Origin of the sequence: Microbacterium pseudoresistens (assembly GCF_013409745.1) — a bacterium.
In the GTDB taxonomy this organism is placed as follows: Bacteria; Actinomycetota; Actinomycetes; order Actinomycetales; family Microbacteriaceae; genus Microbacterium; species Microbacterium pseudoresistens.
In genome coordinates this window covers 1,550,784-1,575,389 of sequence record NZ_JACCBH010000001.1, presented here as the reverse complement: position 1 = coordinate 1,575,389, position 24,606 = coordinate 1,550,784, and the positions used below count along the sequence as shown (strand labels likewise).

27 protein-coding genes are annotated in these 24,606 nt (G+C 65.6%); 9 read left to right on the top strand and 18 right to left on the bottom strand.

Going from position 1 to position 24,606, the window contains the following annotated elements; translation table 11 throughout:
* Positions 1–17: 17 nt before the first annotated feature.
* The 6 genes from BKA02_RS07790 to BKA02_RS07765 form a co-directional block, all read right to left on the bottom strand.
* Complete coding sequence (locus BKA02_RS07790; protein ID WP_179432846.1) at positions 18–1,130, bottom strand: zinc-binding dehydrogenase; 1,113 nt, start codon at positions 1,128–1,130, stop codon at positions 18–20.
* Positions 1,127–1,555 (bottom strand): cupin domain-containing protein, encoded by a 429-nt coding sequence (locus tag BKA02_RS07785; RefSeq protein ID WP_179432844.1) that lies wholly within the window; start codon positions 1,553–1,555, stop codon positions 1,127–1,129. The genes BKA02_RS07790 and BKA02_RS07785 overlap by 4 nt, the downstream gene beginning before the upstream one ends.
* Positions 1,556–1,697: 142 nt before the next feature.
* Positions 1,698–2,768, bottom strand: coding sequence for a sugar ABC transporter substrate-binding protein (locus BKA02_RS07780; RefSeq protein ID WP_179432842.1), 1,071 nt, complete (start codon positions 2,766–2,768; stop codon positions 1,698–1,700).
* Between the two features lie 2 nt (positions 2,769–2,770).
* Positions 2,771–4,321 (bottom strand): ATP-binding cassette domain-containing protein, encoded by a 1,551-nt coding sequence (locus BKA02_RS07775; protein WP_179432840.1) that lies wholly within the window; start codon positions 4,319–4,321, stop codon positions 2,771–2,773.
* Positions 4,318–5,322, bottom strand: coding sequence for an ABC transporter permease (locus tag BKA02_RS07770; protein WP_179432838.1), 1,005 nt, complete (start codon positions 5,320–5,322; stop codon positions 4,318–4,320). Before BKA02_RS07770 ends, BKA02_RS07775 begins: the two co-directional genes overlap by 4 nt.
* The gene (locus BKA02_RS07765) at positions 5,319–6,125 is read right to left on the bottom strand and encodes a CaiB/BaiF CoA transferase family protein (protein ID WP_179432836.1); all 807 of its coding nucleotides are present in this window, start codon (positions 6,123–6,125) and stop codon (positions 5,319–5,321) included. The genes BKA02_RS07770 and BKA02_RS07765 overlap by 4 nt, the downstream gene beginning before the upstream one ends.
* Before the next feature lie 290 nt (positions 6,126–6,415).
* On the opposite strand from BKA02_RS07765, the gene BKA02_RS07760 reads away from it, so the two are divergent.
* From BKA02_RS07760 to BKA02_RS07750, 3 genes are all read left to right on the top strand, one after another.
* Complete coding sequence (locus BKA02_RS07760) at positions 6,416–7,534, top strand: tyrosine-type recombinase/integrase (RefSeq protein WP_343045372.1); 1,119 nt, start codon at positions 6,416–6,418, stop codon at positions 7,532–7,534.
* Positions 7,524–7,871, top strand: a complete 348-nt coding sequence (locus BKA02_RS07755; RefSeq protein WP_179432834.1) for a helix-turn-helix domain-containing protein — start codon at positions 7,524–7,526, stop codon at positions 7,869–7,871. Before BKA02_RS07760 ends, BKA02_RS07755 begins: the two co-directional genes overlap by 11 nt.
* A 428-nt stretch (positions 7,872–8,299) precedes the next feature.
* The gene (locus BKA02_RS07750; RefSeq protein WP_179432832.1) at positions 8,300–9,322 is read left to right on the top strand and encodes a hypothetical protein; all 1,023 of its coding nucleotides are present in this window, start codon (positions 8,300–8,302) and stop codon (positions 9,320–9,322) included.
* A 33-nt stretch (positions 9,323–9,355) separates the two neighbouring features.
* Here BKA02_RS07750 and BKA02_RS07745 read toward each other — a convergent pair whose 3' ends face one another.
* From BKA02_RS07745 to BKA02_RS07725, 5 genes are all read right to left on the bottom strand, one after another.
* Positions 9,356–9,877 carry a signal peptidase II gene (locus tag BKA02_RS07745; RefSeq protein WP_179432830.1) on the bottom strand — a complete coding sequence of 174 codons (522 nt, stop codon included), beginning with the start codon at positions 9,875–9,877 and terminating at the stop codon, positions 9,356–9,358.
* Positions 9,874–10,479, bottom strand: a complete 606-nt coding sequence (locus tag BKA02_RS07740; protein WP_179432828.1) for a cadmium resistance transporter — start codon at positions 10,477–10,479, stop codon at positions 9,874–9,876. Before BKA02_RS07740 ends, BKA02_RS07745 begins: the two co-directional genes overlap by 4 nt.
* Positions 10,479–12,395, bottom strand: a complete 1,917-nt coding sequence (locus BKA02_RS07735; protein WP_179432826.1) for a heavy metal translocating P-type ATPase — start codon at positions 12,393–12,395, stop codon at positions 10,479–10,481. The genes BKA02_RS07740 and BKA02_RS07735 overlap by 1 nt, the downstream gene beginning before the upstream one ends.
* The gene (cmtR, locus tag BKA02_RS07730; RefSeq protein ID WP_179432824.1) at positions 12,392–12,751 is read right to left on the bottom strand and encodes a Cd(II)/Pb(II)-sensing metalloregulatory transcriptional regulator CmtR; all 360 of its coding nucleotides are present in this window, start codon (positions 12,749–12,751) and stop codon (positions 12,392–12,394) included. The genes BKA02_RS07735 and cmtR overlap by 4 nt, the downstream gene beginning before the upstream one ends.
* A gap of 167 nt (positions 12,752–12,918) precedes the next feature.
* Positions 12,919–13,617, bottom strand: a complete 699-nt coding sequence (locus BKA02_RS07725; protein WP_425487510.1) for a DsbA family protein — start codon at positions 13,615–13,617, stop codon at positions 12,919–12,921.
* Between the two features lie 200 nt (positions 13,618–13,817).
* Between BKA02_RS07725 and BKA02_RS07720 the strand changes: the two genes are divergently transcribed.
* The 5 genes from BKA02_RS07720 to BKA02_RS14560 all read left to right on the top strand — a co-directional run bounded on the left by BKA02_RS07720 (position 13,818) and on the right by BKA02_RS14560 (position 17,150).
* On the top strand, positions 13,818–14,129 hold the full coding sequence (locus BKA02_RS07720) for a DF family (seleno)protein (protein ID WP_179432822.1): 312 nt from the start codon (positions 13,818–13,820) through the stop codon (positions 14,127–14,129).
* 552 nt (positions 14,130–14,681) lie between these two features.
* Positions 14,682–15,446: a hypothetical protein gene (locus BKA02_RS07715; protein WP_179432820.1), complete on the top strand. Its 765-nt coding sequence runs from the start codon at positions 14,682–14,684 to the stop codon at positions 15,444–15,446.
* Positions 15,436–15,756 carry a hypothetical protein gene (locus BKA02_RS07710; RefSeq protein WP_179432818.1) on the top strand — a complete coding sequence of 107 codons (321 nt, stop codon included), beginning with the start codon at positions 15,436–15,438 and terminating at the stop codon, positions 15,754–15,756. The genes BKA02_RS07715 and BKA02_RS07710 overlap by 11 nt, the downstream gene beginning before the upstream one ends.
* A gap of 123 nt (positions 15,757–15,879) precedes the next feature.
* The gene (locus BKA02_RS07705) at positions 15,880–16,197 is read left to right on the top strand and encodes an ArsR/SmtB family transcription factor (protein ID WP_179432816.1); all 318 of its coding nucleotides are present in this window, start codon (positions 15,880–15,882) and stop codon (positions 16,195–16,197) included.
* The gene (locus tag BKA02_RS14560; protein WP_343045371.1) at positions 16,194–17,150 is read left to right on the top strand and encodes an arsenate-mycothiol transferase ArsC; all 957 of its coding nucleotides are present in this window, start codon (positions 16,194–16,196) and stop codon (positions 17,148–17,150) included. The genes BKA02_RS07705 and BKA02_RS14560 overlap by 4 nt, the downstream gene beginning before the upstream one ends.
* Here BKA02_RS14560 and BKA02_RS07695 read toward each other — a convergent pair.
* The 7 genes from BKA02_RS07695 to BKA02_RS07665 all read right to left on the bottom strand — a co-directional run bounded on the left by BKA02_RS07695 (position 17,132) and on the right by BKA02_RS07665 (position 23,191).
* Positions 17,132–17,821 carry a winged helix-turn-helix domain-containing protein gene (locus BKA02_RS07695; RefSeq protein WP_179432814.1) on the bottom strand — a complete coding sequence of 230 codons (690 nt, stop codon included), beginning with the start codon at positions 17,819–17,821 and terminating at the stop codon, positions 17,132–17,134. The genes BKA02_RS14560 and BKA02_RS07695 overlap by 19 nt on opposite strands.
* Positions 17,818–18,588, bottom strand: coding sequence for a phosphate ABC transporter ATP-binding protein PstB (gene pstB / locus BKA02_RS07690; protein WP_179435318.1), 771 nt, complete (start codon positions 18,586–18,588; stop codon positions 17,818–17,820). The genes BKA02_RS07695 and pstB overlap by 4 nt, the downstream gene beginning before the upstream one ends.
* Positions 18,589–18,677: 89 nt before the next feature.
* Entirely contained in the window at positions 18,678–19,517 is an 840-nt protein-coding gene (gene pstA / locus BKA02_RS07685) for a phosphate ABC transporter permease PstA (protein ID WP_234001305.1), read from the bottom strand.
* 74 nt (positions 19,518–19,591) lie between these two features.
* Positions 19,592–20,548 carry a phosphate ABC transporter permease subunit PstC gene (pstC, locus tag BKA02_RS07680; RefSeq protein ID WP_179432812.1) on the bottom strand — a complete coding sequence of 319 codons (957 nt, stop codon included), beginning with the start codon at positions 20,546–20,548 and terminating at the stop codon, positions 19,592–19,594.
* Positions 20,549–20,571: 23 nt separating this feature from the next.
* The gene (locus BKA02_RS07675; RefSeq protein ID WP_343045370.1) at positions 20,572–21,537 is read right to left on the bottom strand and encodes a PstS family phosphate ABC transporter substrate-binding protein; all 966 of its coding nucleotides are present in this window, start codon (positions 21,535–21,537) and stop codon (positions 20,572–20,574) included.
* Between the two features lie 143 nt (positions 21,538–21,680).
* Positions 21,681–22,853, bottom strand: coding sequence for an MFS transporter (locus BKA02_RS07670; protein WP_179432808.1), 1,173 nt, complete (start codon positions 22,851–22,853; stop codon positions 21,681–21,683).
* A complete protein-coding gene (locus tag BKA02_RS07665; RefSeq protein WP_300267426.1) occupies positions 22,850–23,191 on the bottom strand; it encodes an ArsR/SmtB family transcription factor in 342 nt (113 codons plus the stop codon). The genes BKA02_RS07670 and BKA02_RS07665 overlap by 4 nt, the downstream gene beginning before the upstream one ends.
* 82 nt (positions 23,192–23,273) lie before the next feature.
* On the opposite strand from BKA02_RS07665, the gene BKA02_RS07660 reads away from it, so the two are divergent.
* Positions 23,274–24,581, top strand: coding sequence for an FAD-dependent oxidoreductase (locus BKA02_RS07660; protein WP_218844820.1), 1,308 nt, complete (start codon positions 23,274–23,276; stop codon positions 24,579–24,581).
* Positions 24,582–24,606: the final 25 nt, after the last annotated feature.

Genomic DNA, 24,606 nt, shown 5'->3' with positions numbered 1-24,606 from the left:
TGCTCTCTTCCTTGGTCTCAGACGGTGGCTGTCGGCCGGATCACGGGCTTGATCTCCTCCATGCGCTGCATGGTCGTCATCGCCTCCGACAGTCTTTCGAGCGGATACTCGTTGCCCAGCATGCGACTCCAGTCGAAGCGGTCGCGGTAGCGCTCGAGCGCGAGCATCGCCCGGTGGTAGTCGCCGATGTCCCCGCTCATTGAGCCACGGACCGTGATACCGCGGGTCGCGATCGTCGATGCGTTGATGGGCTGGGGCGGCCCGCCCAGCGTCCCCATCACGACGTACCGCCCGTTGCGCGCCATCATCTGCACGCCCTCGCCGACGACACCGGGGAAGCCTGCGAGCTCGAACGCCACGGAGGCGCCCCGACCGGTGATGCGGAGCACCTCGTCGATCCGCTCCTGCGGCTCCTGGCCGCGCTCGACGCTGACCGTGTCGGTCGCACCCCACTCCCTGGCCAGTGCGAGGCGGTCCTCCGGTGCACCCACGACGACGAGCCGGCGCGGGTCATGCAGCGACAGCAGCGCCGTGGCGAACAGCCCCAGCGGGCCCGCGCCCTGCACGACGACCGTGTCGTCCCGGTCGATCGGTCCGGCGATCTCCATGGCGCGGATAACGGTCCGCAGCGCACAGCTGCCCGCCGACGCCCAGGTCGATTCGACCGCATCCGGCACGCGCACCCGCCCCGCACCTGGGCGCACGACCCCGTATTCGGCGAAGCTCCCCGTGAAGTGCGGGGCGACGCTGCAGTCCGTCAGGTAGGCGATGTAGCGGTTCCCGCACAGCACCGGCTGGTGCTCGACCGTGCACTCGTGGCAGTGGCCGCAAGGCAGGTGCGCCCACACGACCCTGTCCCCGACCTGCAACGGCTGGCCGACGCTGTCGATCTCCGCGCCGTCGCCGATCTCGATGATGCGCCCCGTCATCTCGTGGCCGAGGATGAGCGGCGGGTCGATCGGCAACGACAGCTCGCCCTTCCAGGCGTGCAGATCGGAGCCGCAGACCGTCGCCGCCTCGATCTCCACGACGAGGCCGCCGGGCTCGGCGACCGGCTGAGGGAACGCACGGATCTCGAAGTCGGCGCCGAAGGAGCTCATGACGGCGGCCCGGCCGGTGGCGCCGGTCATGATCCGCTCCGCTCCGCGCCGATGAGCACGAAGAGCAACTCGGCGCGCTCGGCGCTCCGGTTCTCCCAGCTGTGCGCCGTGCCGTTCTGCACGATCGTGTCGCCCGCCCTCAGCACTGTCTCCGAGCCGTCCGACAGGCCGAGGACGACCTCGCCCGACAGCACGATCGCCACATCGGTCGTGTCGGAGGTGTGCGTCCCCGATCCGTCGTCCTCATACGTGTCGAGAAGTCCGGGGAACGTCCTCCGCGCGTGCGCCTGCGCCTCCTCGCCGGCCGCTTCGGCGGGCACCGGATGGCCCACCGGCGGCAACGAGTATGTCACGAAGCGGAAGCCTCCCACGGGCGGGAAGTGCGAGTCCCACGCGGGCTCGGATCCGTCGTCGGGATACCGCTGGGGGCCGTCGGCCGCCCAGAGATAGCTCATCTCCATCCCCGGGATACCGGGTGATGTCCTCGGGACGACCCTCTCATCGCCGACGATCACAGACGCCCCCTGGGCGTCGTGGCCTGTTACGATCCTGCGTCGTGCTGTCATGTCTCCTCCTTGAGCGGATGGCGGGTTCGGGTCAGGATGCGGGGATCCCGTACTCGTCGGCCCACTTCGTGTAATACGGGTCCAGCGCATCCTCCGGCGCCACGGGACCGTTCTGCTCGCCCGGCGGCAGCGTGTCCTGCGTGACCGCCACGTAGTTGTAATCCTGCTGGCCGCTGGCGTCGATCGCGGTTCCGTTCTCGAAGAAGGCGATCAGCTTGTCGATCGCGAGAAGAGGACTGGAGATCATGTCGCCGTCCGCCAACCCGAGCACCATGTCCGGGTTGTCCTTCATCAACGGGTTGTTCACCGCATCCGCATAGTACGAGTAGACCTTGATGTCCTTGCCCGACGACTTCACCGAGCTGACCGTCGCCGCCGTCCACAGGTCGAAGATCGAGATGATCGCCGTCATGTCCGGATTCTGGTTGATCAGCGTCGAGGCGTTCTTCTGCCCGGCGCTGAAGTCGAACCCGGTCTCCAGCGGGTCGATCACCGTGATGCCCGCCTCGCTCAGCTCCGCCGTCAGAGCGTCGGTGCGCTGCACCGCGGAGGCGAGCGCCGTCGTGTAGAGCACGCCGACCTTGTCGCCCGCGGCGAGCTGCGTGGTCATCAGCTCGGCCAGCGGCGCCGTCAGCCCGTCCTCGTCCTCGCCGATATAGGTGAGACCGAGCTCGTCGTCGAGGCTGTCATCGACGGCCGACCCGACCATCAGGACCGGGATGCCCTTGGCCTGCGCCTGGATGAGCCCGGCGCGAGCGGTGGACGGGGTCACGGCCGACATGATGATGGCGTCGACGCCCGAGGAGACGAGGCTGGAGACGCCGGGGGCGGCCTTGGAGGCGTCGCCCGCCGTGTCCACCGTCTGCATCTCCCAGCCGATGTGCTCGACCGCCTCTTCGGCGATGTCGTGCAGCCGCTCCTGGAACGAACCGGCGAGCGTGCCGTCCACCCATCCGATGGTGTGCTTCTCGATGCCGTCGCCGCCGTTGCCCGCGTCTGCGGACGCACCCCCGCCCGTCGCTCCGCCGGAACAGGCCGCCAGACTCAGTACGGAAGCCGTCGCAGCGACGCTGAGCACGCGCTTCCAGATCTTGTCCCTCATGGTCATCCTTCTTTCTGTGTCCCGGTGCCGGCGGCTTTGCCGACACCACTTCCTGTCACTGCCGTGAGGAGTTCCTGTTCGGTAACCCCTCCAGCCGGCCATTCGGCGACGATGCGACCGCGCCGCATCGCGACGATCCGATCGCACAGTTCGCGCAGTTCATCCACGTCACTCGATCCGACGACGAGTCCCATGCCCCCGTCCGCCAGACTCCAGAGAAGCTGGTGCAACTCCGCCCGCGCCGCGACATCGACGCCCACCGTCGGATCCTCCAAGAGGAGGAAGCGCGGCTCGGCCAACAACTTTGCACCGACGAGAACCCTCTGTTGATTACCGCCGGAGAGCTGCCACATCCGACGTTCCACTACCGGTGCAAGCGACAGCCTGCGCACGACATCCGCCACGCCTCGACGCAGCCGCGGGACGGTGGTGAAGCCGAGCGCGCCGCTGAGCCTGCGCAGCGCCGGAAGCCCGAGGTTTTCCAGCACCGGCTCTCCAGGGAGCGAAGCATCCGCACGGCTCGCAGGAAGCAGCTCGATGCCCAGGCGCCCTGCACGACGCGGCGACGTGACGGCACGCTCTCCCACATGGATGCTGCCTTCGTCCAGCCGGGCCCTTCCCGAAATGAGTTGGAAGACCTCTCCGATGCCCGAACCGGGGAGCCCTGCGAGGCCCACGATCTCGCCCGGGCGGACGACCAGATCCACCTCGTCCACACGAGGAGCCGTGACCGCTTTCATCCGCAGCACCGGGCTGTCCGCTCGGACTGTTCCGGGTCGTCGCTCGCCGCGTTGCGCGGGTTCGTCAGAGCCGGTGATCGCGGCGACCAGCCTGGCGTGCGTCACCTCTCCCGCCTCGAGGACATCGATGACGCTGCCGTCAGCCATCGCGGTGACCCGGTCGCAAACGTCCTCGACCTCGTCGAACCGATGACTGATGTACAGCACTGCCAGCCCGCGGTTCCGGACTTTTCTGACGACATCGAGCACGCGTGTGCAGTCCTCGGCGTTCATCGCAGCCGTGGGCTCGTCGAGGATGAGCACACGTGCGCGCCGATGAAGCGCCTGCGCGACCATGACGACGCGCTGCCACGACACCGGTAGGTCGCTCACCCGCGCGTGAGGGTCGATGTCGAGCCCCATCGATTCGAAGAGTGCCCGCACCTCACGCGATGCGCGTCGAAGATCCAGCACACCGAAACGACGCGGCTCGGCCCCGAACGTCACCACTTCGACGACCGTCATGTCCATCGGCATGACAAGCTCCTGCGGCACGGCGACGATGCCTGCCGCCAGTGCGTCCGCGGGTCCGTGCGCGTCGACACGGCGGCCTCCGACTTCGAGTTCGATCTCGTCGGCCGGCAGCCGTCCGGTCAGCACGTTCACCAGCGTGCTCTTGCCGGCGCCGTTGCGGCCGATCAGCCCGTCGACGCGCCCCGCCCGCAGGGTCAGGTCGACACCATCGAGCACCGTGACCGGGCCGAATGACTTCCGCACGCCGTGCGCTCGAAGCAGAACGACGTCGTCGTCCATGACTTGTACCACGGCGCTCACCGCTTGCGCTCCTGTCGGGCAAGCACCACGGCGACCAGCAGCACAAGCCCTTCGATGAGCATGATCACGGCGGACTTCTGATTCATCATCGTCAGCCCGCGCTCCAGCAGAGCGATGAACGCGAAGCCGTACAGCGTGGCAAGGGGGCTGAACCGGCCACGGCCGATGATCGCCGCTCCCAGGAATACCGCAGAGTACGGCGGCAGTAGGAGCCCGGAACCGCTGTTCGGGAAGTAGGAGCCGCCGAGGGACGAGACCATGACACCCGCGAGACCTGCGAGCAGGCCCATGATGACGAAGGCCCCGAGCCGCACGCGCTCGACCGACGTCCCGGCGAGTGCGACAGCGGTGGGGTTGAGTCCGGTCGCGCGTACGCGGCGGCCGAATGTCGTGAACGAGACGATGAAAACGGAGATCGCGACCAACAGCAGGGTGAGCCACACGGAGCTGGGCAGTCCAGCGAACTCCTCCAGGGTGAACATGAGGTACTCGACCGGTACACCGTTCGCGATGGTGTTGTTGCCCGTGAGCAGTTGCTCGATACCTGTGGCCGCCGAGCCGACAGCCAACGTCGCGATGAAGGCCGGCGCCCGCCCCCACGCCACTGCAAGGCCATTGGCCACGCCGACGAGCATCCCGATGATGATCCCGGCGAGGATGGCGACCAACCAAGGAACCCCGAGCGCCGACATCAGCAGGATCGACACCGCTGCCGACAACCCGATCGTGAAGGAGAAGGACAGGTCGAACTCGCCGATCATCAACACGAATGTGACGCCCAGCGCCAACACGATCAACGTCGACTGCTGCTGGAGGATCGATTTCATGTTGTCGACCGTGAGGTATGTCTCGGGCAGCTGCCACGCGAAGAAGGCGACCAGAAGGAGGAGCACCACGATGCCGAGGAACGCCCTGTTCCTCAGCAGATCCATGACTGGCCGCATCGACGCAGTTGTCGCTTCTTCCTCGACGAGGCGCCGGGTCGTCGTGGTGGTGTTCATCGTGCGGCTTCCTCTCGGATCATGCGCAGTTCCGCAAGCACTTCTTCGGTGTGCGCACCCAGGGCGGGCGCGGAGTGGAGCAGTCGCGTCCCGTTCGTGCTCAGCGGGGATCGCGCGACGAGGAGCCCGTCGTCGTCGACGATGAGGCCCAGTGCTCTCGCCTGTTCGCCGCGCGCGGCTTCATCAGGCGTTCGGACGGGCGCAACGAGCACACGATGCTTCCGGAGCCGTCCCATGACCTCTTCCGCAGAGAGCTCGCGTACTCGCGCGGCCAGCATCTGTTCGAGCACCTCACGGTCGCGGACGCGCCCGGCATTCACCCGCCAGTCCTCCTGGTCGAAGTCCTCGAGGTCAAGAGCGCGCAGCAGCCGTTCATACATCGGATCGTTGGTGGCGCCGAGGACGACATAGCCGTCCGATGTCGCGAACGCGCGATAGGGGACGATCGAAGGATGGGCACTCCCCCATGCCCGGGGATTTCCACCGCCGGCGGAGGCGCTGGCGATCACGGTGCCCAGGCCGCTGATGGCTGTAGCGAACAAGGAGACCTCTATCCGCCGGCCGCGACCGGTTCGCCCGCGCTCGATGAGCGCCGCAAGGATGCCGTTCATGGCCGAAAGCCCGCTCGCGATGTCGATCATCGCGACGCCGAATCGGACGGGTTCTCCGCCCGGGAGGCCCGTCACACTCATCAGACCGGACTCCGCCTCTACGATGACCTCAGTGCCCGCGTGTTCAGCGAGGGGCCCCTCGGAGCCGAAGCCGGTGATGGACCCGTACACGATGTGCGGATGGTTCGCCATGATCCGCTAAGTGAGAAGTATCGGCATCAGATGCATCCTTGTTCAGGAATTTCTGGATTGATCGGGTCTTCCTGTATTGAAGTTGCAGTCCTGAGATGTCTGGTTTGGGGAGCTCAGAACCTCGGAGGAGCTCGATGAGCTCGTCTTGCGGGCATCATCGAGACAAGAAGCGGGCCTGCCTACGCCCGCGACCGGCTTTGGTGGCTCGTGGAGGGCGTCAAGCACATTACCTCGGCATCTAGGCGCACCAGACAGTTGCAAGAATGATGCATCTACTGCAACATAGAGACGTGAGCTCTGGTCCAGGTGATGTTGGTCAATCTTCGCTGCGATTGATCGGGAACGTCGTCGCGCTCGATGAGGCTAAATACGTTTTCGAGTCGATGTTGGATGGGTGGTCGGATCAGCAGGCGAGTCGTGGCCTACTGGCGAGAACCATTGATCGACGCCGGCGATTCATCGAGCACTTCACCGAGTACTGCGCAACATACCCGTGGCAGTGGCAGCCGCAGGACCTCGAGGACTACTCATCCCGCGGGCGGTCTGGAGCGAAGCTGTTGTCGAGGTCGACGATTCGGGGCTATCAGACGGATGTCCGTCTCTTCTGCGAGTTCCTCACCGACCAACGGTACGGCTGGCAGGCGGAGTGCCTGACCCGTTTCGGGTCTGCCCCGCAGCAGATCTGCCACGACTGGAACACGATCACGCATCTGCTGGACTACGAGGGATCGCCGGGACGACGAGCCCTCACGTTCGATGAGTTGGAGCAGTTCTTCGATGCTGCAGATGCTCGGGTCGAGAGCATCGTTCGCACGAAGAGGAAGGGGGCACTTGCTGCGCTCCGGAATGCTCAGATGTTCAAGACCATCTATGCGTTTGGGCTTCGGCGCTCCGAGTGCGTCGGGCTCGACATCGCTGACCTGCGATCGAACCCGGTGGCAGCGCAGTTCGGCAACTTCGGCGCCGTCTACGTCCGGCATGGGAAGGGCACGCGGGGCACCGGACCCAAGCGGCGGACCGTGCTGACTGTGCCCGAGTTCGACTGGATTGTTGACGGCCTCACTCATTGGGTGGACCAGGGGCGGCCCCGGATGGCTGGCGATTGGGAGACGGGTATCCTCTGGCCGACGGAGCGCCGGACGAGGGTCAGTCCTCGCTATCTGAACGATCGATTCGCTGAGTTGCGCGACGAGGCTGGGCTTCCGGAGGAGCTGACGCTGCATTCGCTGCGGCACACCTATGTGACGAACCTCATCGAGTGGGGCTACAGCGAGAAGTTTGTTCAGGACCAGGTGGGGCATGCGTTTGCCTCGACCACCGCGATCTACACATCCGTCGGCGACGATTACAAGAACCGGGTGCTCGCCGACGCGCTGAAGAGGAACACGGAGAACCGCAATGACAACTGAGTCCAAGGGCCCCATCGACTGGCACTTGCGCGCCGTGATGGCCGGGGCCGGGATGTTCCAGACCACCGAGTTGCTAGCCCCTTTGCGCGAGCAGGGCGTCGAACTCTCCCGCGAGCAGGTGTATCGGCTGGTCACCCGCACTCCGGAGAGGCTGAACGTCGAAGTTCTGGCGGCGTTGTGCCGCATCTTTGGATGTCAGCCGAATGATCTGATCACGGTGGCGGCGCAATCGGCAGTGGCCAGGAAGACGGGCACTGCACGCGGGCGTGACGCCGCGATTGGCGATCTTCGCCCTGTGCGGGCACGACTTCACCGTCCAGCCGATCCCGATCGATGACAGCAGCAACACCCACCCGTAGCTGCGACCGGTGTGGGCGCTCAGCCGAGGGCCTGTATTCCTTGCTCGGTGGGAGAATCTGCAACGTCTGTTACAGCGCACTCCGACGAAACCCGGCCGAATGCCCGCTGTGCGGGAAAGTTCGAGTCCTCGCTTTCCTCACCGATGAGGGTGCGATCACCTGCGCGACCTGCGCGGGTCTCCCACCCAGGTTCGCGTGCCGCACGTGCGGCAGCGAAGAGTTCTTGACCGGCACCCACTGTGGACGGTGCCGCTTGCAAGTCCGGCTCGATGACCTCATCGGCGCGGACGCGTCGACTCCTGTGGAGCTGACCCGTCTCCGTGCCTACCTCGCGGATGCTCCGATGGACCCTCGCTCAGTGGTCCGCTGGCTTCGACGTCCGCACGTCGCAGCGACACTGAAAGGCATGGCCACTGGCACAGTCGATGTGGACCACTCGGCCCTTGATCTCCTCAAGCAGGGTGCGGCGACGCGCTACTTCAGGCGGCTGCTCATCGAATCCGGCGTACTCCCGCAGATTCACGTGCTGCAGCATGAACTCACACTGCACGTCACCGCGTTGGCGGGCACCCTCCTGCCCACGTCTGGGAACAAACTCCGCCGCTTCTACCGGTGGGACATCCTGCCCAAACTGCACCGACGCTACCGTGATCGCGGACGAGATCTATCCATGGAGGCGTTCATCGGCCAGCGCGGCAGCCTTGCCGCTGTCGTGCGGTTCCTGGCCTGGATGGATGCCAGAGGCATGCTCCTCGGAAACCTTGACCAGCGCTCACTTGACCACTACGCCGCCCGCATCAAGACCCGGGAACCGGTGGATCATTTCGTCCGATGGGCGACGAGATCGAGGCTGGCAGGTGACCTGGCCACTCATGATCGTGCTGCTCGAAACACGATGGCGACGATGACCGAAGAGGAACTATGGCGCGCCACCGATGTTCTCCTCACAGACGAGAGCGTGGAGCTGGAAGTGCGCGTCGCCGGACTGTTCGTGCTCGTCTACGCCCAACTACTCGGTCGCACGGTCAGCCTGAAACGCGAACAGATCATCGTCACACCAGAACGGGTGACCGTGCAGTTCGGTATCACCCCCATCGTGCTCGACGACGCGGTCGGTGATCTCGTTCGTCGACAACTGTCGGCGGAACCCCGTCGCGGGTATGCCGGAGGGGAATCACCCTGGCTGTTCGAGGGGCTATCCCCGGGCGCGCACATGACGGCCGCCTACATCCGGCTTCGCCTCGCGGAGCGTGGGATCCGCGTACGGGTATCGCGCGAGACCCGGATGAGCCTTCTGTCGATGCGTATGCCCGCCGCCGTCATCGCTGACGTGATCGGCATCGGCGGCCACACGGCCGACCGACGCAAGAGGAGATCAGGCGGTACCTGGTCAGACTACCCAGAGCTGCGGAGCAACCACGCGGACTGAGCCGCCCGATCAGCGAGCCTTACCTCTCTGTCGCTACTTGCCGTCGCGGAGCATCAGGAGCGCTCCGGCAATCGCGGCGGTGACGATCACGATGTCGGCGACGTTCCCGATGAACCAGTTGCCGTAGGCGAGGAAGTCCACGACGTGACCCCGGGCGAATCCTGGTTGGCGGAAAAGCCGGTCACCGGCATGCGAAGCAGCGGCCCCGCCGAGCGCACCGATCACGACCGCCCACCCAGGGCGTCGGACCCGGAACGCGAACACGATCGCGGTCACAGTGGCCGCGACGGCGATGAGCGCGAACACCCAGGTAGAGCCCTCGCCGAAGGAGAACGCCGCCCCAGGGTTGTACGCGAGCTGCATGCCCAGCAGGTCGCCGATCAGCGGGATGCGCTCATACTCCGACAGAGTTGCCTCGGCCCATGCCTTCGTCCCCTGATCGATGAAGACGACGACCACAGCGATCAGGAGCGCCCAGGCCGTGAGCCGCCAGCGCCCCCTCTGCGGACGCTCTTCCGACGCCGACTCAACGTCGGCGTTCGTGTCGGGGGTCATGCGAGGACCTCGAACAGACGAACGATGACGCCGGATTCAACGAGGATGAACAGGCCCAGGCCGATGAACACGACCGGGACGAGCCAGTGCTCGACGCGTTCGAGCGTCTCGGTGACCGCCTTGTGTGTTCCGATCAGTCGACCGGCCGCGCACCAGACGGCGACGAGGATCAGGAACACGACGATCATGATCACGACGTCGCCGGGCGTACTGGTGCGGAAGATCGGCGTGTACAGGGAGATGTTATCCGCACCGTTGGCGATCGTGATCCCCGCGACGCCCCACAGGCCGACCGCGGTGATCTTGTCGTCGTCATCATCGTCGCCGTTGCGGCGCAGGCCGCGAATGAGCGTCCAGATGCCGATGCCGAGCGGGATGAGACCGAGGAAGCCCACCCATTCGTCCGGAACGATCGTGAGACCCAGCGCGGCGACCACGCTGATCACGACGAGGGTGATGAACCCGAGATACTGACCCGCGACGATCTGCCACGGCCGCGGCTTCCCCCGGCTGGAGGCGAGGAACAGCACCGTGAGCACGACGATGTCGTCGATGTTGGTCGCCGCGAACAGACCGATCGCTGAACCGATGGTCGCGAGCATCAGCTCTCCAACCGTGGCGTGCGGGTGCTCGCGGCACGCAGGCCGTTGAGGATAACGATGACCTCCGCAACCTCGTGGACCAGCACGACGGCCGCGAGCCCCAGCACGCCGAAGAGCGCGAGCGGGAGCAGCGCGGTGATGATCAGCAGCGACAGGATGATGTTCTGGTTGATGATCCGTCGACCGCGGCGGGCGTGATCGAACGCCCGCGGGATGAGGCGCAGATCATGACCGGTGAAGGCCACGTCGGCGGACTCGATCGCTGCGTCGGAGCCGGTCGCGCCCATCGCGATGCCGATGTCCGCGGACGCCAGGGCCGGGGCGTCGTTGATGCCGTCACCGATCATCGCGACCGATCCCGCCTTCGACAACTCGCCGATCGCCGCCGCCTTGTCCTCGGGACGCAGCTCCGCACGCACGTCGCTGATCCCGGCCTGCGCCGCCAGTGCACGAGCGGTCCGGGCGTTGTCGCCGGTGAGCATCGTCACGTCGATACCCTGGTCCGCGAGCGTGCGGACGACCTCGGGGACTTCGGGACGCAACTCGTCGCGGACGCCGATCGCGGCGGCCGGCACTCCGTCGCGGTGGACGATCACGACGGTCATGCCCTGTTCTTCCAGGCCCGCGACCCGGTCACCGAGTTCGCCCGCGTCGAGCCAGCGGGGGCTGCCGACCGTGATATGAGCGCCGTCGACGGTGCCCTGGATGCCGTGCCCGGCCTGCTCGGTCACGTCCGCAGCTGCGGGAACACCCGGGGCCGCAGCGGTGATCGCCGAGGCGAGAGGATGCGTGCTGTGCTGCTCCAACGCGGCCGCCCACGCCAGCGCCTGCGCCTCGGTCACGCCGTTCGCGGTGAGCACGGCGGCGACTGCGGGCTCGTTGCGGGTGAGGGTGCCGGTCTTGTCGACGGCAACGTGCCGGACTGTGCCGAAGCGCTCGAACACCGCGCCGGACTTGATGATCACGCCGAACTTGCTCGCCGCGCCGATCGCGGCGACGACTGTCAGCGGCACCGAGATCGCCAGCGCGCACGGAGAGGCCGCTACCAGCACGACGAGCGCACGAGTGATCCATACCTCCGGGTCGCCCAGCAGTGACCCAATGATCGCGACGAGCGCTGCGAGAATCAGCACACCGGGTACGAGCGGGCGGGCGATCCGGTCCGCGAGACGCGCACGCTCGCCCTTCTCCGTCTGCGCTTTCTCGACCAACTCCACGATCGTCGTAAGCGAGTTATCGGTACCGGCCGCGGTCGCCTCGACCTCCAGCACGCCGGAGCTGTTGATCGCGCCGGCCGACACCGCGTCCCCGGGCTCGACCTCGACGGGGATCGACTCCCCGGTGATCGCCGAGGTGTCCAGGCTTGAGCGGCCAGAGAGGACGATCCCGTCGGTTGCGATCCGTTCGCCCGGGCGGACCACCATGACCTGGCCGACCGTCAACGCTCTGGCCGGCACCTGCGCAGCGACGCCGCTCTGCAGCACTGTCGCTGTCTCCGGCACGAGCTTCAGCAGCGCCCGCAGGCCGCCCCGGGCGCGGTCCATCGCCTTGTCCTCGAGCGCCTCGGCGATCGAGTACAGGAACGCCAGAGCCGCGGCCTCCTCCACGTAGCCGAGGATGACTGCGCCGATCGCGCTGATCGTCATCAGCAGCCCGATCCCGAGCTTGCCCTTGAACAGCTTCCGGATCGCGCCGGGAGTGAACGTCGACGCTCCCAGCAGAAGGCCGATCCAGAACAGCACGAGCGCCGGGATCTCAAGGCCGGACCACTCGAGGATCAGACCGGTAAGGAATGCGACGCCGGAGAAGACCGGCACCATGATCCCGCGGTCCCTCCACCAGGGCCGCTCCGCCTCTTCTGTCTCATCGTCCGCCGCAGCGACAGGCTCGTGCTCGCAGCCGCACGCCGCGCTCACGCGTCAGCCCCCGCTCCGCAGCAGCCCGGGACCGTGCACGAAGAGTCCACGCACGGCGCATTCTCGTCGACAGCCAGCGTCACATCCACCAGCGCGACGAGCGCCGCCGCGAGGTGCGGGTCGGCGATCTCATACCGCGTCTGCCGCCCCTCGGGCTCGGCGACCACGATTCCGCAGTCGCGGAGGCAGGTGAGGTGGTTGGACACGTTCGAGCGCGTCAGCTCCAGCTCGCGGGAGAGCACCGCCGGGTAGCTCGGGCCGCCGAGGAGGGTCATCAGGATCCGGGAACGCGTCGGGTCGGCCATGGCCCGGCCGAGCCGGTTCATGACGTCGAGACGTGAAGCAATAGTCAGCATGCACTGAACTATACAGTACCCGCTGACCTATTAGAAACTGCTGTCTCGATATACGCGAAGCGCATCCTCGCCTTCAGCCGCCCTTGCTGCGCGCGGGTGCGGCGTGATCGGGGCTCAGCGCCAGGTAGGCGCATGCGGTCAGACTCGAGAGCGCAAGGCTCTCCAGGTTATCGTCCTGTCGCCTCATCGAGGGCGTCGGTTAGGTCGCTGAGCTGTGTAAGTTCGAGCTTCTCGCCGTCAAGGAAGAAGGTGGGTGTGCCGCTGATGCCGAGATACTGTCCGTCGTTGAAGTCAGCTTCGACTCTCTCCCTGGTGACGGGGCCGGCGACGGCGACATCGTAGGCGTTCATGTCGAGCCCCAAGTCTTCCGCGAAGGTGCGGAAGAGGTCGGCTCGCGAGGTCTGCAATTCGCCCCACTGGGCCTGGGTTTCGAACAGACGCTGATACATCTCCTCGAACTTCCCCTGTTCGGCCGCAGCCTCCGCAGCCAGGGCCGCGTTCATAGAGTTGAAGTGTCCGGGGAGCGGGTAGTAACGGACGACATAGTTGATCTCGCCCGCATACTCTTCACGGATCTGCTCGACGACGGGATAGAACGCCCCGCACGCTTCGCATTCGAAGTCGAGGAACTCCACCAGGGTGGGAGCGTCCGGTCCGGCGTCGTCGAGGACATGCGAGTCCGCGCGGGTGCCCGGCAGGGTTCCTTCCGCGCCGGCGTCGGGAGCGTCGGGGCGGGTCATCATGACGACGATGAGCGCCACGATAGCGAGGGCAATGAGGACGGCAACGGTGACGAGAGTGACCTTGACTGGGGTCTTCATGGAGGGCTCCAGATCGGGGCGTGGTTGTCGCTGGGGCATGGGCATCGCGGCAAGAGACGCAGACACCGTGCGGCATACACCGCTGAGGGCATCGACATGACTATACAGGGACCAATGACCTATCTGACGTTCGGCATGCACAGAGAACAATCGATTCCAACAGCTGGCTATGTCAACTCGGTTCAGGACCGGGTGTCGGTTCGATTCAGGACCACCTGTCCCGGGATCGGGTGGAGAATGGTCGGGTGAAGATCCAGGTTGTTCATATCGATGAGTGCCCGAATTGGGAGACCACGGGCGATCGTGTCCAGGCGGTGCTGGGCAGGCTCGGCCTGCCGGATGTGCCGGTGGAGTTCGTGCTCGTGGAGACGCTGGTGGATGCTGCTGCCGTCGGGTTCGCGGGGTCGCCGACGGTCCTCGTCGACGGAGAGGACGTGGTGCCGTCTGCGGGGCAGACGACGAATATTGCGTGTCGGGTTTATGCGACCGAGACGGGGCTTGCGGGGTTGCCGTCAGAGTCTCAGATCGAGGCGGGAATTCGGGCCCGACTCTCCTGACACCGGGCCCGGATGAAGTGTTCTCGTCCGCGCCGTGACGTCAGACCACCAAAGGTCGTGAATAGTGCCTCCGCGAATGCTTCTCTCCGCCGACAAGACGGGCACTGCGCGCGGGCGCGACACCGCGATTGGGGATCTGCGCCCTGTGCGCGCACGGCTTCATCGTCCTCGCGATTCCAACCGATGAAGGCGGCAGCGCCTCTGCGGACCTGCGACCGTTGCGGACGCTCGGCTATAGGGCTGTACTCTCTGCTCGGCGGGAGAATCTGCAACGTCTGCTACAGCACGCTCCGACGAAACCCGGCCGAATGCCCGCAGTGCGGGGACATCCGGGTGCTCGCTTTCCTCACCGAGGAGGGTGCGATCACGTGCGCGACCTGCGCGGGTCACCCACCGAGGTTCGCGTGCCGCACATGCGGTAGCGAGGAGTTCCTGACCGGGACCCATTGCGGACGGTGCCGCTTGCAGGTGCGGCTCGATGACCTTATCGGCGCCGATGGGTCGGCCCCTGTGGAGCTAACCCGACTTCGTGCGCACCTCGCGAATGCTCCGATGGACCCCCGCTCGGTGGTCAGCTGGCTGCGCCGTCCACACGTCGCAGCGACGCTGAAGGGCATGGCTACCGGCGCACTCGATGTTGACCACTCGGCTCTTGATCTACTAACGCAAGGAGCGGCGACTCGCTACTTCCGACGCCTGCTCATCGAAGCCGGCGTGCTGCCCCAGATCCATGTACTGCAGCACGAGCTCACATTGCACGTTGCCGCGTTGGCGGGCGCGCTCGAGCCCGCGTCGGGGAACAAACTCCGCCGCTTCTATAGGTGGGACATCCTGCCCAAACTGCATCGACGCTACCGAGATCGCGGCCGAGATCTGTCCATGGAGGCCGTCATCGGCCAGCGCGGCCATCTCGCCGCTGTCGTGCGATTCCTGGTCTGGATGGATGCCAGAGGGACGCTCCTCGGAGACCTCGACCAGCGCACACTTGACCACTACACCGCCCGCATCAAGACCCGGGAGCCGGTGGATCACTTCGTCCGGTGGGCGACGAAATCGCGGCTGACTGGCGACCTGACCACTCACGCCCGCGCTGCTCGAAACACGATGACGACGATGACCGAAGAGGAACTGTGGCGTGCCACTGATCTTCTCCTCACGGACGAGAGCGTGGAGCTGGAAGTGCGCGTCGCCGGGCTGTTCGTGCTCCTCTACGCCCAACTACTCGGTCGCGCCGTCAGCCTGACGCGCGATCAGATCAACGTCTCACCAGAACGGGTGACGGTACGGTTCGGAGCCACCCCCCATCGTGCTCGATGACGTGGTCGGCGATCTCGTTCGCCGACAAGTCTCGGCGGAACCAAGAAGAGGGTATGCCGCAGGGGCATCAGGCTGGCTGTTCGAGGGGTTATCTCCGGGCACGCACATGACGGCTGCCTACATCCGGCTTCGCCTCGCTGAGCTTGGGATCCGCGCACGGGTGTCGCGTGAGACCCGGATGAACCTCCTGTCGATGCGAATGCCGTCCGCCGTCATCGCTGACGTCATCGGCATCGGCGGCCACACGGCCGACCGCCGCAAGAGGAAATCAGGCGGTACCTGGTCGAACTATCCAGAGCTGCGCAGTTGAGATCTCAAACCCTGGTGGGTGATCGGCCCAAGGAAAGCAGAGTAGTGGCCACATCGAATGCACCCCTCAGGGTGGGAGATGGGCGCTGCTTTGTGACAGCGAGTTGGACGTAGACTCGGCTTGATGTCGTCGCTTCCGAAGTCCAAGCCTCAGATAGGTGGCGCCCTGGATCGTGGTGTCGCGGAAGATTTGGCGCGCACGCTTCGAGCGGTGGCTGATCCGACTCGGCTTCAGATCCTGAGCATCATCCTTGGCTCCCTCGATGAGCGTGCCACGGTGAGCCAGCTGGCCGATGCCCTGGGGCTGCGGCAGCCGACGGTGACTCATCACGTCCGGATACTGCTCGATGACGGATTCATCACGCGTCAGCAGGACGGGAAGCTTGGCTGGCTATCGGTTGATCCCGCTCGACGCGGTGCGATCGAGGACTTCCTGCAGTGAGCGACAACGCGCGCCATCGAGTGGGCAAGCCGCTCGATGAGCGCGCCGCGCGCGATCGGGCCGCGCAGGTATCGGTCCTGGGCAACCCCGACATCCTTCGTGTCCTCAGCGCTCTCGCGTCCGACGTTCCTGCGGCGTCGATCCCCGCGAAATTAGGAATGAAGCAGGCAGTGGTCGACGCTGCGCTGCACTCCCTTCTCATGACGGCGCTGGTACGCGACGACGAGGGGCGAATGACTCCGACCGTCGATACCTGGGTCCGATTTGGGCGACTGCTGTCGAGTGAGTCGCTGCAGACTGAGCCGGCTACCCCGTCGGTCACGGATCTCCCGCAGGGAGTGATGACGATCGTTGCGGATCTGGCGTACCGGTTCAGTTCCACGTTCAGCCCCGAGACGGTGGCGAGCTATGTTGCGCAGAGCTATCTGCTGTTGAGTCAGCGGGCACGCGTCCGCGAGCACCTTCTGACGATGACGGAGCGTTATGCCGCTGACCGGCTGGAGGCTCTTGCGACAGCGCAGGGGTTGCTACTCCGAGATACACCGGAGGTGCTGTTCGTCTGCGTGCAGAATGCCGGCCGCTCGCAGATGGCCGGAGCATTCTTACGTCACCTCTCCAGCGGGAAGGTGCACGTTCGGACGGCGGGTTCATCACCGGCCGAGGCCGCGCATCCTCGCGTAGCTGCGGCGTTGTTGGAAGCGGGCGTGGAGTTGTGGGGCGAGTTCCCGAAGCCGCTGACCGATGACGTCGTGCGCGCCGCCGACTATGTCATCACGATGGGGTGCGGCGACGCGTGTCCGGTGTTTCCGGGGCGTCGGTACATGGAGTGGGATCTTCCGGATCCGCTTGAGCTTGATGACGCTGGTCTCCGGGATGTGCGTGACGACATTCGCTCCCGTGTTCTGGACCTGCTGGTTGAACTCGGGGTCGAGCCTCAGGACGCGAGCCGGTAACCTGCCACCCGCACGGTCTCGATGAGTGCTTGTGCGGGGGCGAACGCCGCCAGCCGTGCACGCAGTTTCGTCATCGCTACCCGCACCGAAGCATGAGGGTCTTCCAGGTCGGAACCGAAGGCGAGCGCGAGGGTGTCGATGCTCACACTCTCCGGGTACGCACGAATGATCTGGTGCAGGAGCTCGAACTCCCGCGCGGGCAGGAGCAGCGACTGGTCTCGCCATCGAAGACTGCGGTGCGGGACGTCGAGGGTCAGTTCTCCGATGGTGAGGATGCGCTCGATCGGGCCGGTCCGCGGGTGCAGGCGGGCGACTTCCCGCAGTCGTTGCGGGCTCATCGGCAGCCGGACCGTGCCGCGCACTCCCGCTGTCATCGCGCCGGCTATCGTCGCCGTCGCGGTGGTATCGGAAACACCGAGAAAGATGGAGCCGCCGCATACGGGCTGGGCGATCTGGAGGATGGCGCTGAGCTGCTCGAAGGCTTCGCCGCCTGCGAGGATGAGCGAGGCATCGTCATCGTGAGCGAGATCGGCGAGGGCGCCGACGATCTCTGGGTGGATTGTGATCGGCACTCCCGCGTGGCGGAATTCGGCGAAGCTGCCCCGGAGAATATCGGTGCTGTTGCCGTGTACGACGAATCGGGCGTTGCCGGCCCGGGGGATGTCGCTCATCCGAATCGTCCGCTGATGTAGTCCTCGGTGCGCTGGTCTTGCGGCTGCTCGAAGATGTTCTTGTTGAGGTCGTATTCGACCAGCACGCCCGTGCGGTCGCCGGTGGTGTCATCGGCGAGGGCAGTGAAGAATGCGGTGCGATCAGCCACGCGTGCGGCCTGCTGCATGTTGTGGGTGACGATGATGATCGTATAGTCCTGGCGCAGTTCGTGCATCAGGTCTTCGATCCGTGAGGTGGCGATCGGATCGAGAGCAGAACACGGCTCGTCCATGAGGATCACGTCGGGCTGTACGGCGATGGTCCGGGCAATGCACAGGCGCTGCTGTTGACCGCCCGAGAGACCGAACGCCGATTGCTTGAGTTTGTCCTTGACCTCTCCCCAGAGGGCCGAACGTGTCAGCGCTTCCTCGACGAGGTCGTCCATGTTGTCGACCTTCATCCCCGTGACCCTGGGGCCGTAGGCGATGTTGTCGTAGATCGACTTCGGGAACGGGTTCGGCTTCTGGAAGACCATGCCGATGCGTCGGCGGACTTCGATCGGATCGACACCCTTTGCGTAGATGTTCTCCTCCTGGAAGAGGACGTTGCCCTCGACGTGGGCACCGTCGATGAGGTCGTTCATGCGATTCAGGGAACGCAGGAGGGTGGATTTGCCGCATCCGGAGGGACCGATGAGAGCGGTGATCTCGTTGCGGCCGAATTCGAGGTTCACGCCGGTGACGGCACGGAAGTCGCCGTAGTAGACGTTGACGTCCTCGCAGCGAATGAGTCCGCTGGGGGTTTCGGCGACGCGGCGTGAGTTGGCGGCGTGGAAGTGAGTGTGTGCTGCCGAGCTGTCTGTGGAGGTGCTCATGGTTACCACCGTTTCTGGAACTTGTTGCGGATGAAGATGGCGAGGGCGTTCATCAGGATGAGAACGGCGAGCAGAAGGATGCTGGTCGCGCCGGCGAGTTCGTGGAATCCCTCTTGTGGTCGCCCGGTCCAGTTGAAGATCTGAATCGGCAAGGTGGTGTATCCACTGAGGAGCCCGTTCGGATCGAAGGTGATGTACACAAGGGCGCCGAGGACGAGCAGCGGTGCGGCCTCGCCCAGGGCGCGGGACAGGGCGAGGATCGACCCTGTGGCGATGCCGGGGACGGATGCGGGGAGCACCTGCCGCCACGTTGTCTGCCACGGCGTCGCCCCCAGTGCCAGAGAGCCGTCGCGGATCTCGCGGGGCACGGCACGGAGGGCTTCTCTGGTGGCGATGATGATGACCGGCAGGATGAGCAGGGTCAGTGCGAGCGCCCCGCCGATGACGATGTTCTTGTTGGTCACGCCCAACATCGACAGGAATGCGAGGGCCAGTAGGCCGTAGACGATGGACGGGACGGCGGCGAGGTTCTGCACGTTGAGTTCGACGAACTTGTTGAACCAGCGTTTCCGGTCGGCAAACTCCTCCAGGTGTACCGCGGCGGCGATGCCCAGGGGCAAAGTCAGCACGGCGGTGGTGCCGATCGCCCAGACGGAACCGAGGATGGCGGGGCGAGCTCCGGCTTCCTCGGGGTCGGCGGAAGGGAAGTTCGTTATGAGGTTCCAGGAGAGCTTGTTCTGTCCGGTGAGGAAGATGGTCACCAGCAGCGTGATGAGCACCGCGAACGCGACGAACAGCGAGAACCACAGCAGCAGGAGGAACAAAAGCGCAGTGGGGCGCATCTCACCGTTTCGCCCGGTCGCGAGCGGGCGTGATGCGTGGATTACGCGGGGCGGGGTGGTTGTCGGCGCGGACATCAATAGGCCTCCCGGAATCGACGCACGAAGCGGATGCTGATGAAATTGATGAGCAGCGTGATGAGGAACAGCAGCAGCCCGACGGCAAAGAGCGTGTTGTATTCCAGGCTTCCGACGCGGGAGTCGCCCAGGGCGGCGTTCGCGATGAAGCCGGTCATCGTCTGTCCCTGCTCGAGCGGGTTGCTCACCATCTGTGCCTGGCTGCCGGCGGCGATCGCAACGATCATCGTCTCTCCGACCGCGCGGGAGATCCCCAGGACGACGGCGGCGACGATGCCTGACAGCGCTGCGGGGAAGACAACGCGGAGAGTGGTCTGCATGCGGTTGGCGCCGAGGGCGGCGCTTCCCTGTCGGAGCGCGCTGGGAACGGCAGACATGGCATCTTCGGCGATCGAGGCGATGGTGGGAATGATCATGACGCCCATCACAAGGCCAGCGGCGAGAACGCTGAACGCGCCAGTGGGCAGTTGAAGCCAGTCGCGGAGGACCGTGCCCTGGACGAACTGAAGGGCGAAGAACCCGTAGACGACGGTCGGGATGCCGGCGAGGATCTCCAACAGCGGCTTGAGGATCTTGCGGACGCGGGGTTTGGCGTACTCCGCGAGGAGGATCGCGGCGCCGAGACCGAACGGCACCGCGACCAGGAGAGCGATCACCGTCGTCCAGAGTGTTGCGGTGACCAGGGGCAGAACGCCAAACGAGGCGTCCGCGAACCGCGGTGCCCAGCGTGTACCGAAGAGAAACTCGAGCACGGGCACTTCGGCGAAGAAGCTCAGCGACGGAATCAGCAGCGCGATGAGGATGCCGACCGTCGTGATGACAGTGATGCCGGCGGCCACGCGCAGCCCGAGCTTGATGAGGAACTCACCAGGCCGGCGGCGTCCGGCGAATGATGTGGAGGGGGAGGGGGCCCGACCAGTGGCCGGCCCCCCTGTCCGCTCAGTGACGGTGGTCATGGGAGGCGTCGTGAGCGGGCGGATCAGCCGAGTGAGGCGAGCTCGTCCGAGGCCGTGGTGACCTGCTCCTCGGTGAGGGGGACGAACAGAGCACGCTCGGCGATGTCGAGCGAGTTCGCGACGTAGAAGTCGACGAACGCCTTCACCTGTTCCTTCTCAACGTAGGAGGCGTTGTTGACGTAGATGAACAGCGGACGCCCCAGCGGCGTGTAGGTGCCGTCCTGAACGGTCTCCGTGCTCGGCATCACACCGTCGATCATGGCGGCCTTGATGACGCCCTCGTTCTCTTCGACGTAGCTCAGGCCAAGGAAGCCGATCGCGCCGACGTCGCCCGAGACGCCCTGGACGGTGATGTTGTCGTCCTCCGACGGGCTGTAGTCGGTGCGAATCGCGCCCTCTTCACCGTTGATCGCGTCGGTGAAGTAGTCGAACGTGCCGGAGTCTGTTCCCGCACCGAACAGCGTGATGGCCTGGTCGGGGAAGCTCGAGTCGACCTGGTTCCAGTTGGTGATCTCACCCTCGGCTTCCGGGCCCCAGATGGTGTTGAGCTGCTCGACGGTGAGGTCCTCAGCCCAGTCGTTCTCCGGGTTGATGATCACCGAGAGCCCGTCGTTCGCGGCGACGATCTCGGTGTACTCGACACCCGCCGCCTCGCACTCCGCAGCCTCTTCGTCCTTGATCGGACGGGACGCGTTGGAGATGTCAGTCTCGTCGGCGCAAAAAGACTTGAACCCGCCGCCGGTGCCAGACGTGGCGACGGAGACGTTCACACCGGACTCCTCGTCGCCGAACAGGTCTGCTGCCGCCTCGGTGAGCGGGGCAACGGTCGACGAACCGTCGGTGGTCACCGAACCGGACAATCCGCTTGCGGAGCCGCCCGATCCGCCGGAGTCACCCTCCGCGGGTTGTCCCCCGCAGGCGCTCAGCGTGAGCGCGCCGATGACGACCAGCGCCGTCGACGCGAAGATCTTTGCTGTGGTCTTTCGCACGATTGCTTCCTTCATCTCAGATACGTGTCAGGCAGCCAGTGGACCGCCTCAAATAGATGGTTGTCTATCCGACGTATTCATAGAAGGTCATCTATGTGAACGTGAGGTGAACGAGCGTGGAAGAACTCTCCTGAGTTACCGCGTCAGGAGAACCGGGCGAAGACGAGCGAGAGCGCAGCGAGGGCGACGGCGATGAGCGCCATGGCCGAGTAGGAGCCGGTCGCGACTGCGAGCAGTGGCCCGATGGCGGGGCCGATCGCACTGATGAGGGTGATGGGGGCGGCGAAGACGCCGTTGATGGCGCCGTAGTTGTGGGTGCCCCATCGGTCTGCGACGGCTGAGCCCTGCACAAGGGTTTGTGCGCCGCGGACGGCACCGGCGGCGATTCCGATGGAGATGAGCAGCCATGGCGGGCCGGGGACGAGAGCGAGGAGGGCGAGGAATGCGACGCTCAGTCCAGCGGTGGCCGCGAGGGGAATCCAAGGCGCGGCAGTGTGCGGAATGGCGACGTAGAGAAGTCGTCCGATGACCTGTCCTGCCCCAAGAAGTCCTAGTGCCCAGGCGGCGAGTTCGTAGGTCAGGCCCTTCTCCATGAACAGCGGGATGAGGGCGAGAGTGACGCTGAAGAGAGCTGCCGCCAGGGCGAGCATGGACAGTTCCAGCATCCAGAAGCGCCCGGTGCGAACGACCGTGCTCACGGTGTGAACCTGGACGCTGTCGTCATGAGCGATGGGGGTCCAGGTGCGCTCGAGGCCGAACCAGTGCAGAGGCACCGTGGTGAAGAACAGGAACACGGCGAGAAGCAGGAACGTGGTCCGCCAATCCGTGACCGTGAGAAGTCCGGCAACGATCGGGGCGAACACCGTGGAGGCGAGGCCGCCGGCCAGGGTCAGGATCGTCATCGCGCCGCGGCGGCGCGCCCCGTACCTGCGGGCGATGACGGTGAACGCCGCCTGATAGAGCACGGCCGACTGCGCGATGCCCGCGATGACCCACCCGACCGTGAACACCCCGAGGTTCGGTGCAATCACGACGACGAGGAGTCCGGCGGGACCGACGATGCTGCCGATGGTCATGATGAGTCGCGGGCCGCGCTCATCGAGCCACCGGCCGACGAATACCCCCGCAGCCGCGGACGCGATCAGGCCTGACGAGAATGACAGGGTCACCAGTGCAACGGGCCAGCTTGTGTCGGCCGCGATCGCAGGGGACGCGACGATGAGTGCGTAGAACAGGATGCCCCAGCTGATGACCTGCCCTATGGACAGCGCCGCGAGCCGTCCACCCAGGCGGGGCGGTGCTTGTACCGCGGTCATACCGAGCGAAGTGCGTCGGCGGCCGCATCCAGCGCGCCGTCGTTGAGTGCGAAGTACGCCCACTTGCCTCGTTGCTCCCGAGTGACCAGACCCGCATCGGTCAGGAGCTTCATGTGATGCGAGACCGTGCCCTGCGAGAGCCCGACCGGTTCTGTGAGGTCACAGATGCATGCTTCGCCGCCCGCGCCGGCCGCAATGAGGGACAACAGTCTGACGCGGGTCGGATCGCCTAGGGCCTTAAACACCCGTGACACCCGCTCCGCATCTTCAGCGGTGAGCGCGGAGGTGATGCGTGGCACGCAGCAGGCGGTCGCTTCGATGGTGGTTGGCAGGCTCACGGGTCTAGTCCGGCACGTATTGACATTCTTCGATAGATGCGTAACAGTTTCGTATTGAAGAACTTCGATTTGAGGAGATGTGATGGATGAGTTTCCTGTTGTCATCATCGGTGCGGGTCCACAAGGGCTTGCCGCAGCGGCGCACCTTGCCGAACGCGACGTGGACGTGGTTGTCCTCGAGCGTGGCGAGGGCCCCGCGGCAGCGGTATCGGAATGGGGCCACGTGCGTCTCTTCTCATCGTGGCCGGAGCTGACGGACACCGCCGCACGACGTCTTCTCGAACCCACCGGCTGGAGCGCACCCACCTCGGGATACCCGACCGGGGCGGAATGGGTGAGCAACTACCTTGCCCCGCTCGCTGGTGTTCTGGGAGAGCGGGTGAAGTACTCAACGACCGTGACCGGCATCTCTCGCCGGGGACGCGACAAGGTCGTCGACGGCGGACGCAAGAGCCAGCCCTTCATCGTGCACGCGGTGGACCAGGACGGCAATGAATCCCGCCTGGGCGCCCGGGCCGTCATTGACGCAAGCGGTACCTGGGGCCTTCCGAACCCTGCCGGTAGCGATGGATTCCCCGCGCTCGGGGAATCAAAGGCGTCGGCGTCGATCTCGTATCGCATCCCCGATGACGTGTCTGAATTCGCCGGGTCGCATGTTGTGGTCGTGGGGGCGGGGCACTCCGCTACCCACGCCGTGCTCCGATTGAGTGAACTGGCCCGGCGGTCACCCGGGACGCGGGTGACATGGGTGCTGCGTCGCGGGAGCGCTACGAACGTCTTCGGTGGTGGGCTCGGCGATGAACTCCCAGAGCGCGCCGCGCTCGGCTCTCGAGCCCGCAAGATGATCGATGAGGGTCTGGTGAACCTCGTGACCGGATTCCGCGTCGCCGAGTTCCGCCAAGATAGTAAGTCGCTGACGATCGTCGCCGAAGATGGTGCTGCGGTCACCGACGTCGCGCATGTCTTCGCTCTCACCGGGTTCCGGCCGGACACGGAGATGCTGCGCGAGGTGCGCACTGACCTTGATCCTGCTTTTGATGCGGTCGCCGGCATCGCCTCCGAGATCGACCCGAACATCCATTCCTGCGGTTCGGTGTCGGCAACAGGCGCCAAGCAGCTCGCGCAGCCCGAACATGGCTTCTTCATCGTTGGGGTGAAGTCCTACGGCCGTGCACCGACGTTCCTCGCCCTGACGGGATACGAGCAGGTGCGCAGTGTCACCGCGCATCTCGCCGGAGATCACGAGGCCGCCGCGCGCAACGAACTCGTCCTGCCGGGTACCGGCGTGTGTGGCGGTTCGGGCGACTTCGATGACAACGCGGGAAGCTGCTGTGCGGCCCCAGCTCCGGCCTTGGTGCAGATCGGATTGCGTCCCGTCACCGTCGGCTGATCGTCAGGTCTCGAAGGGGTGGGTC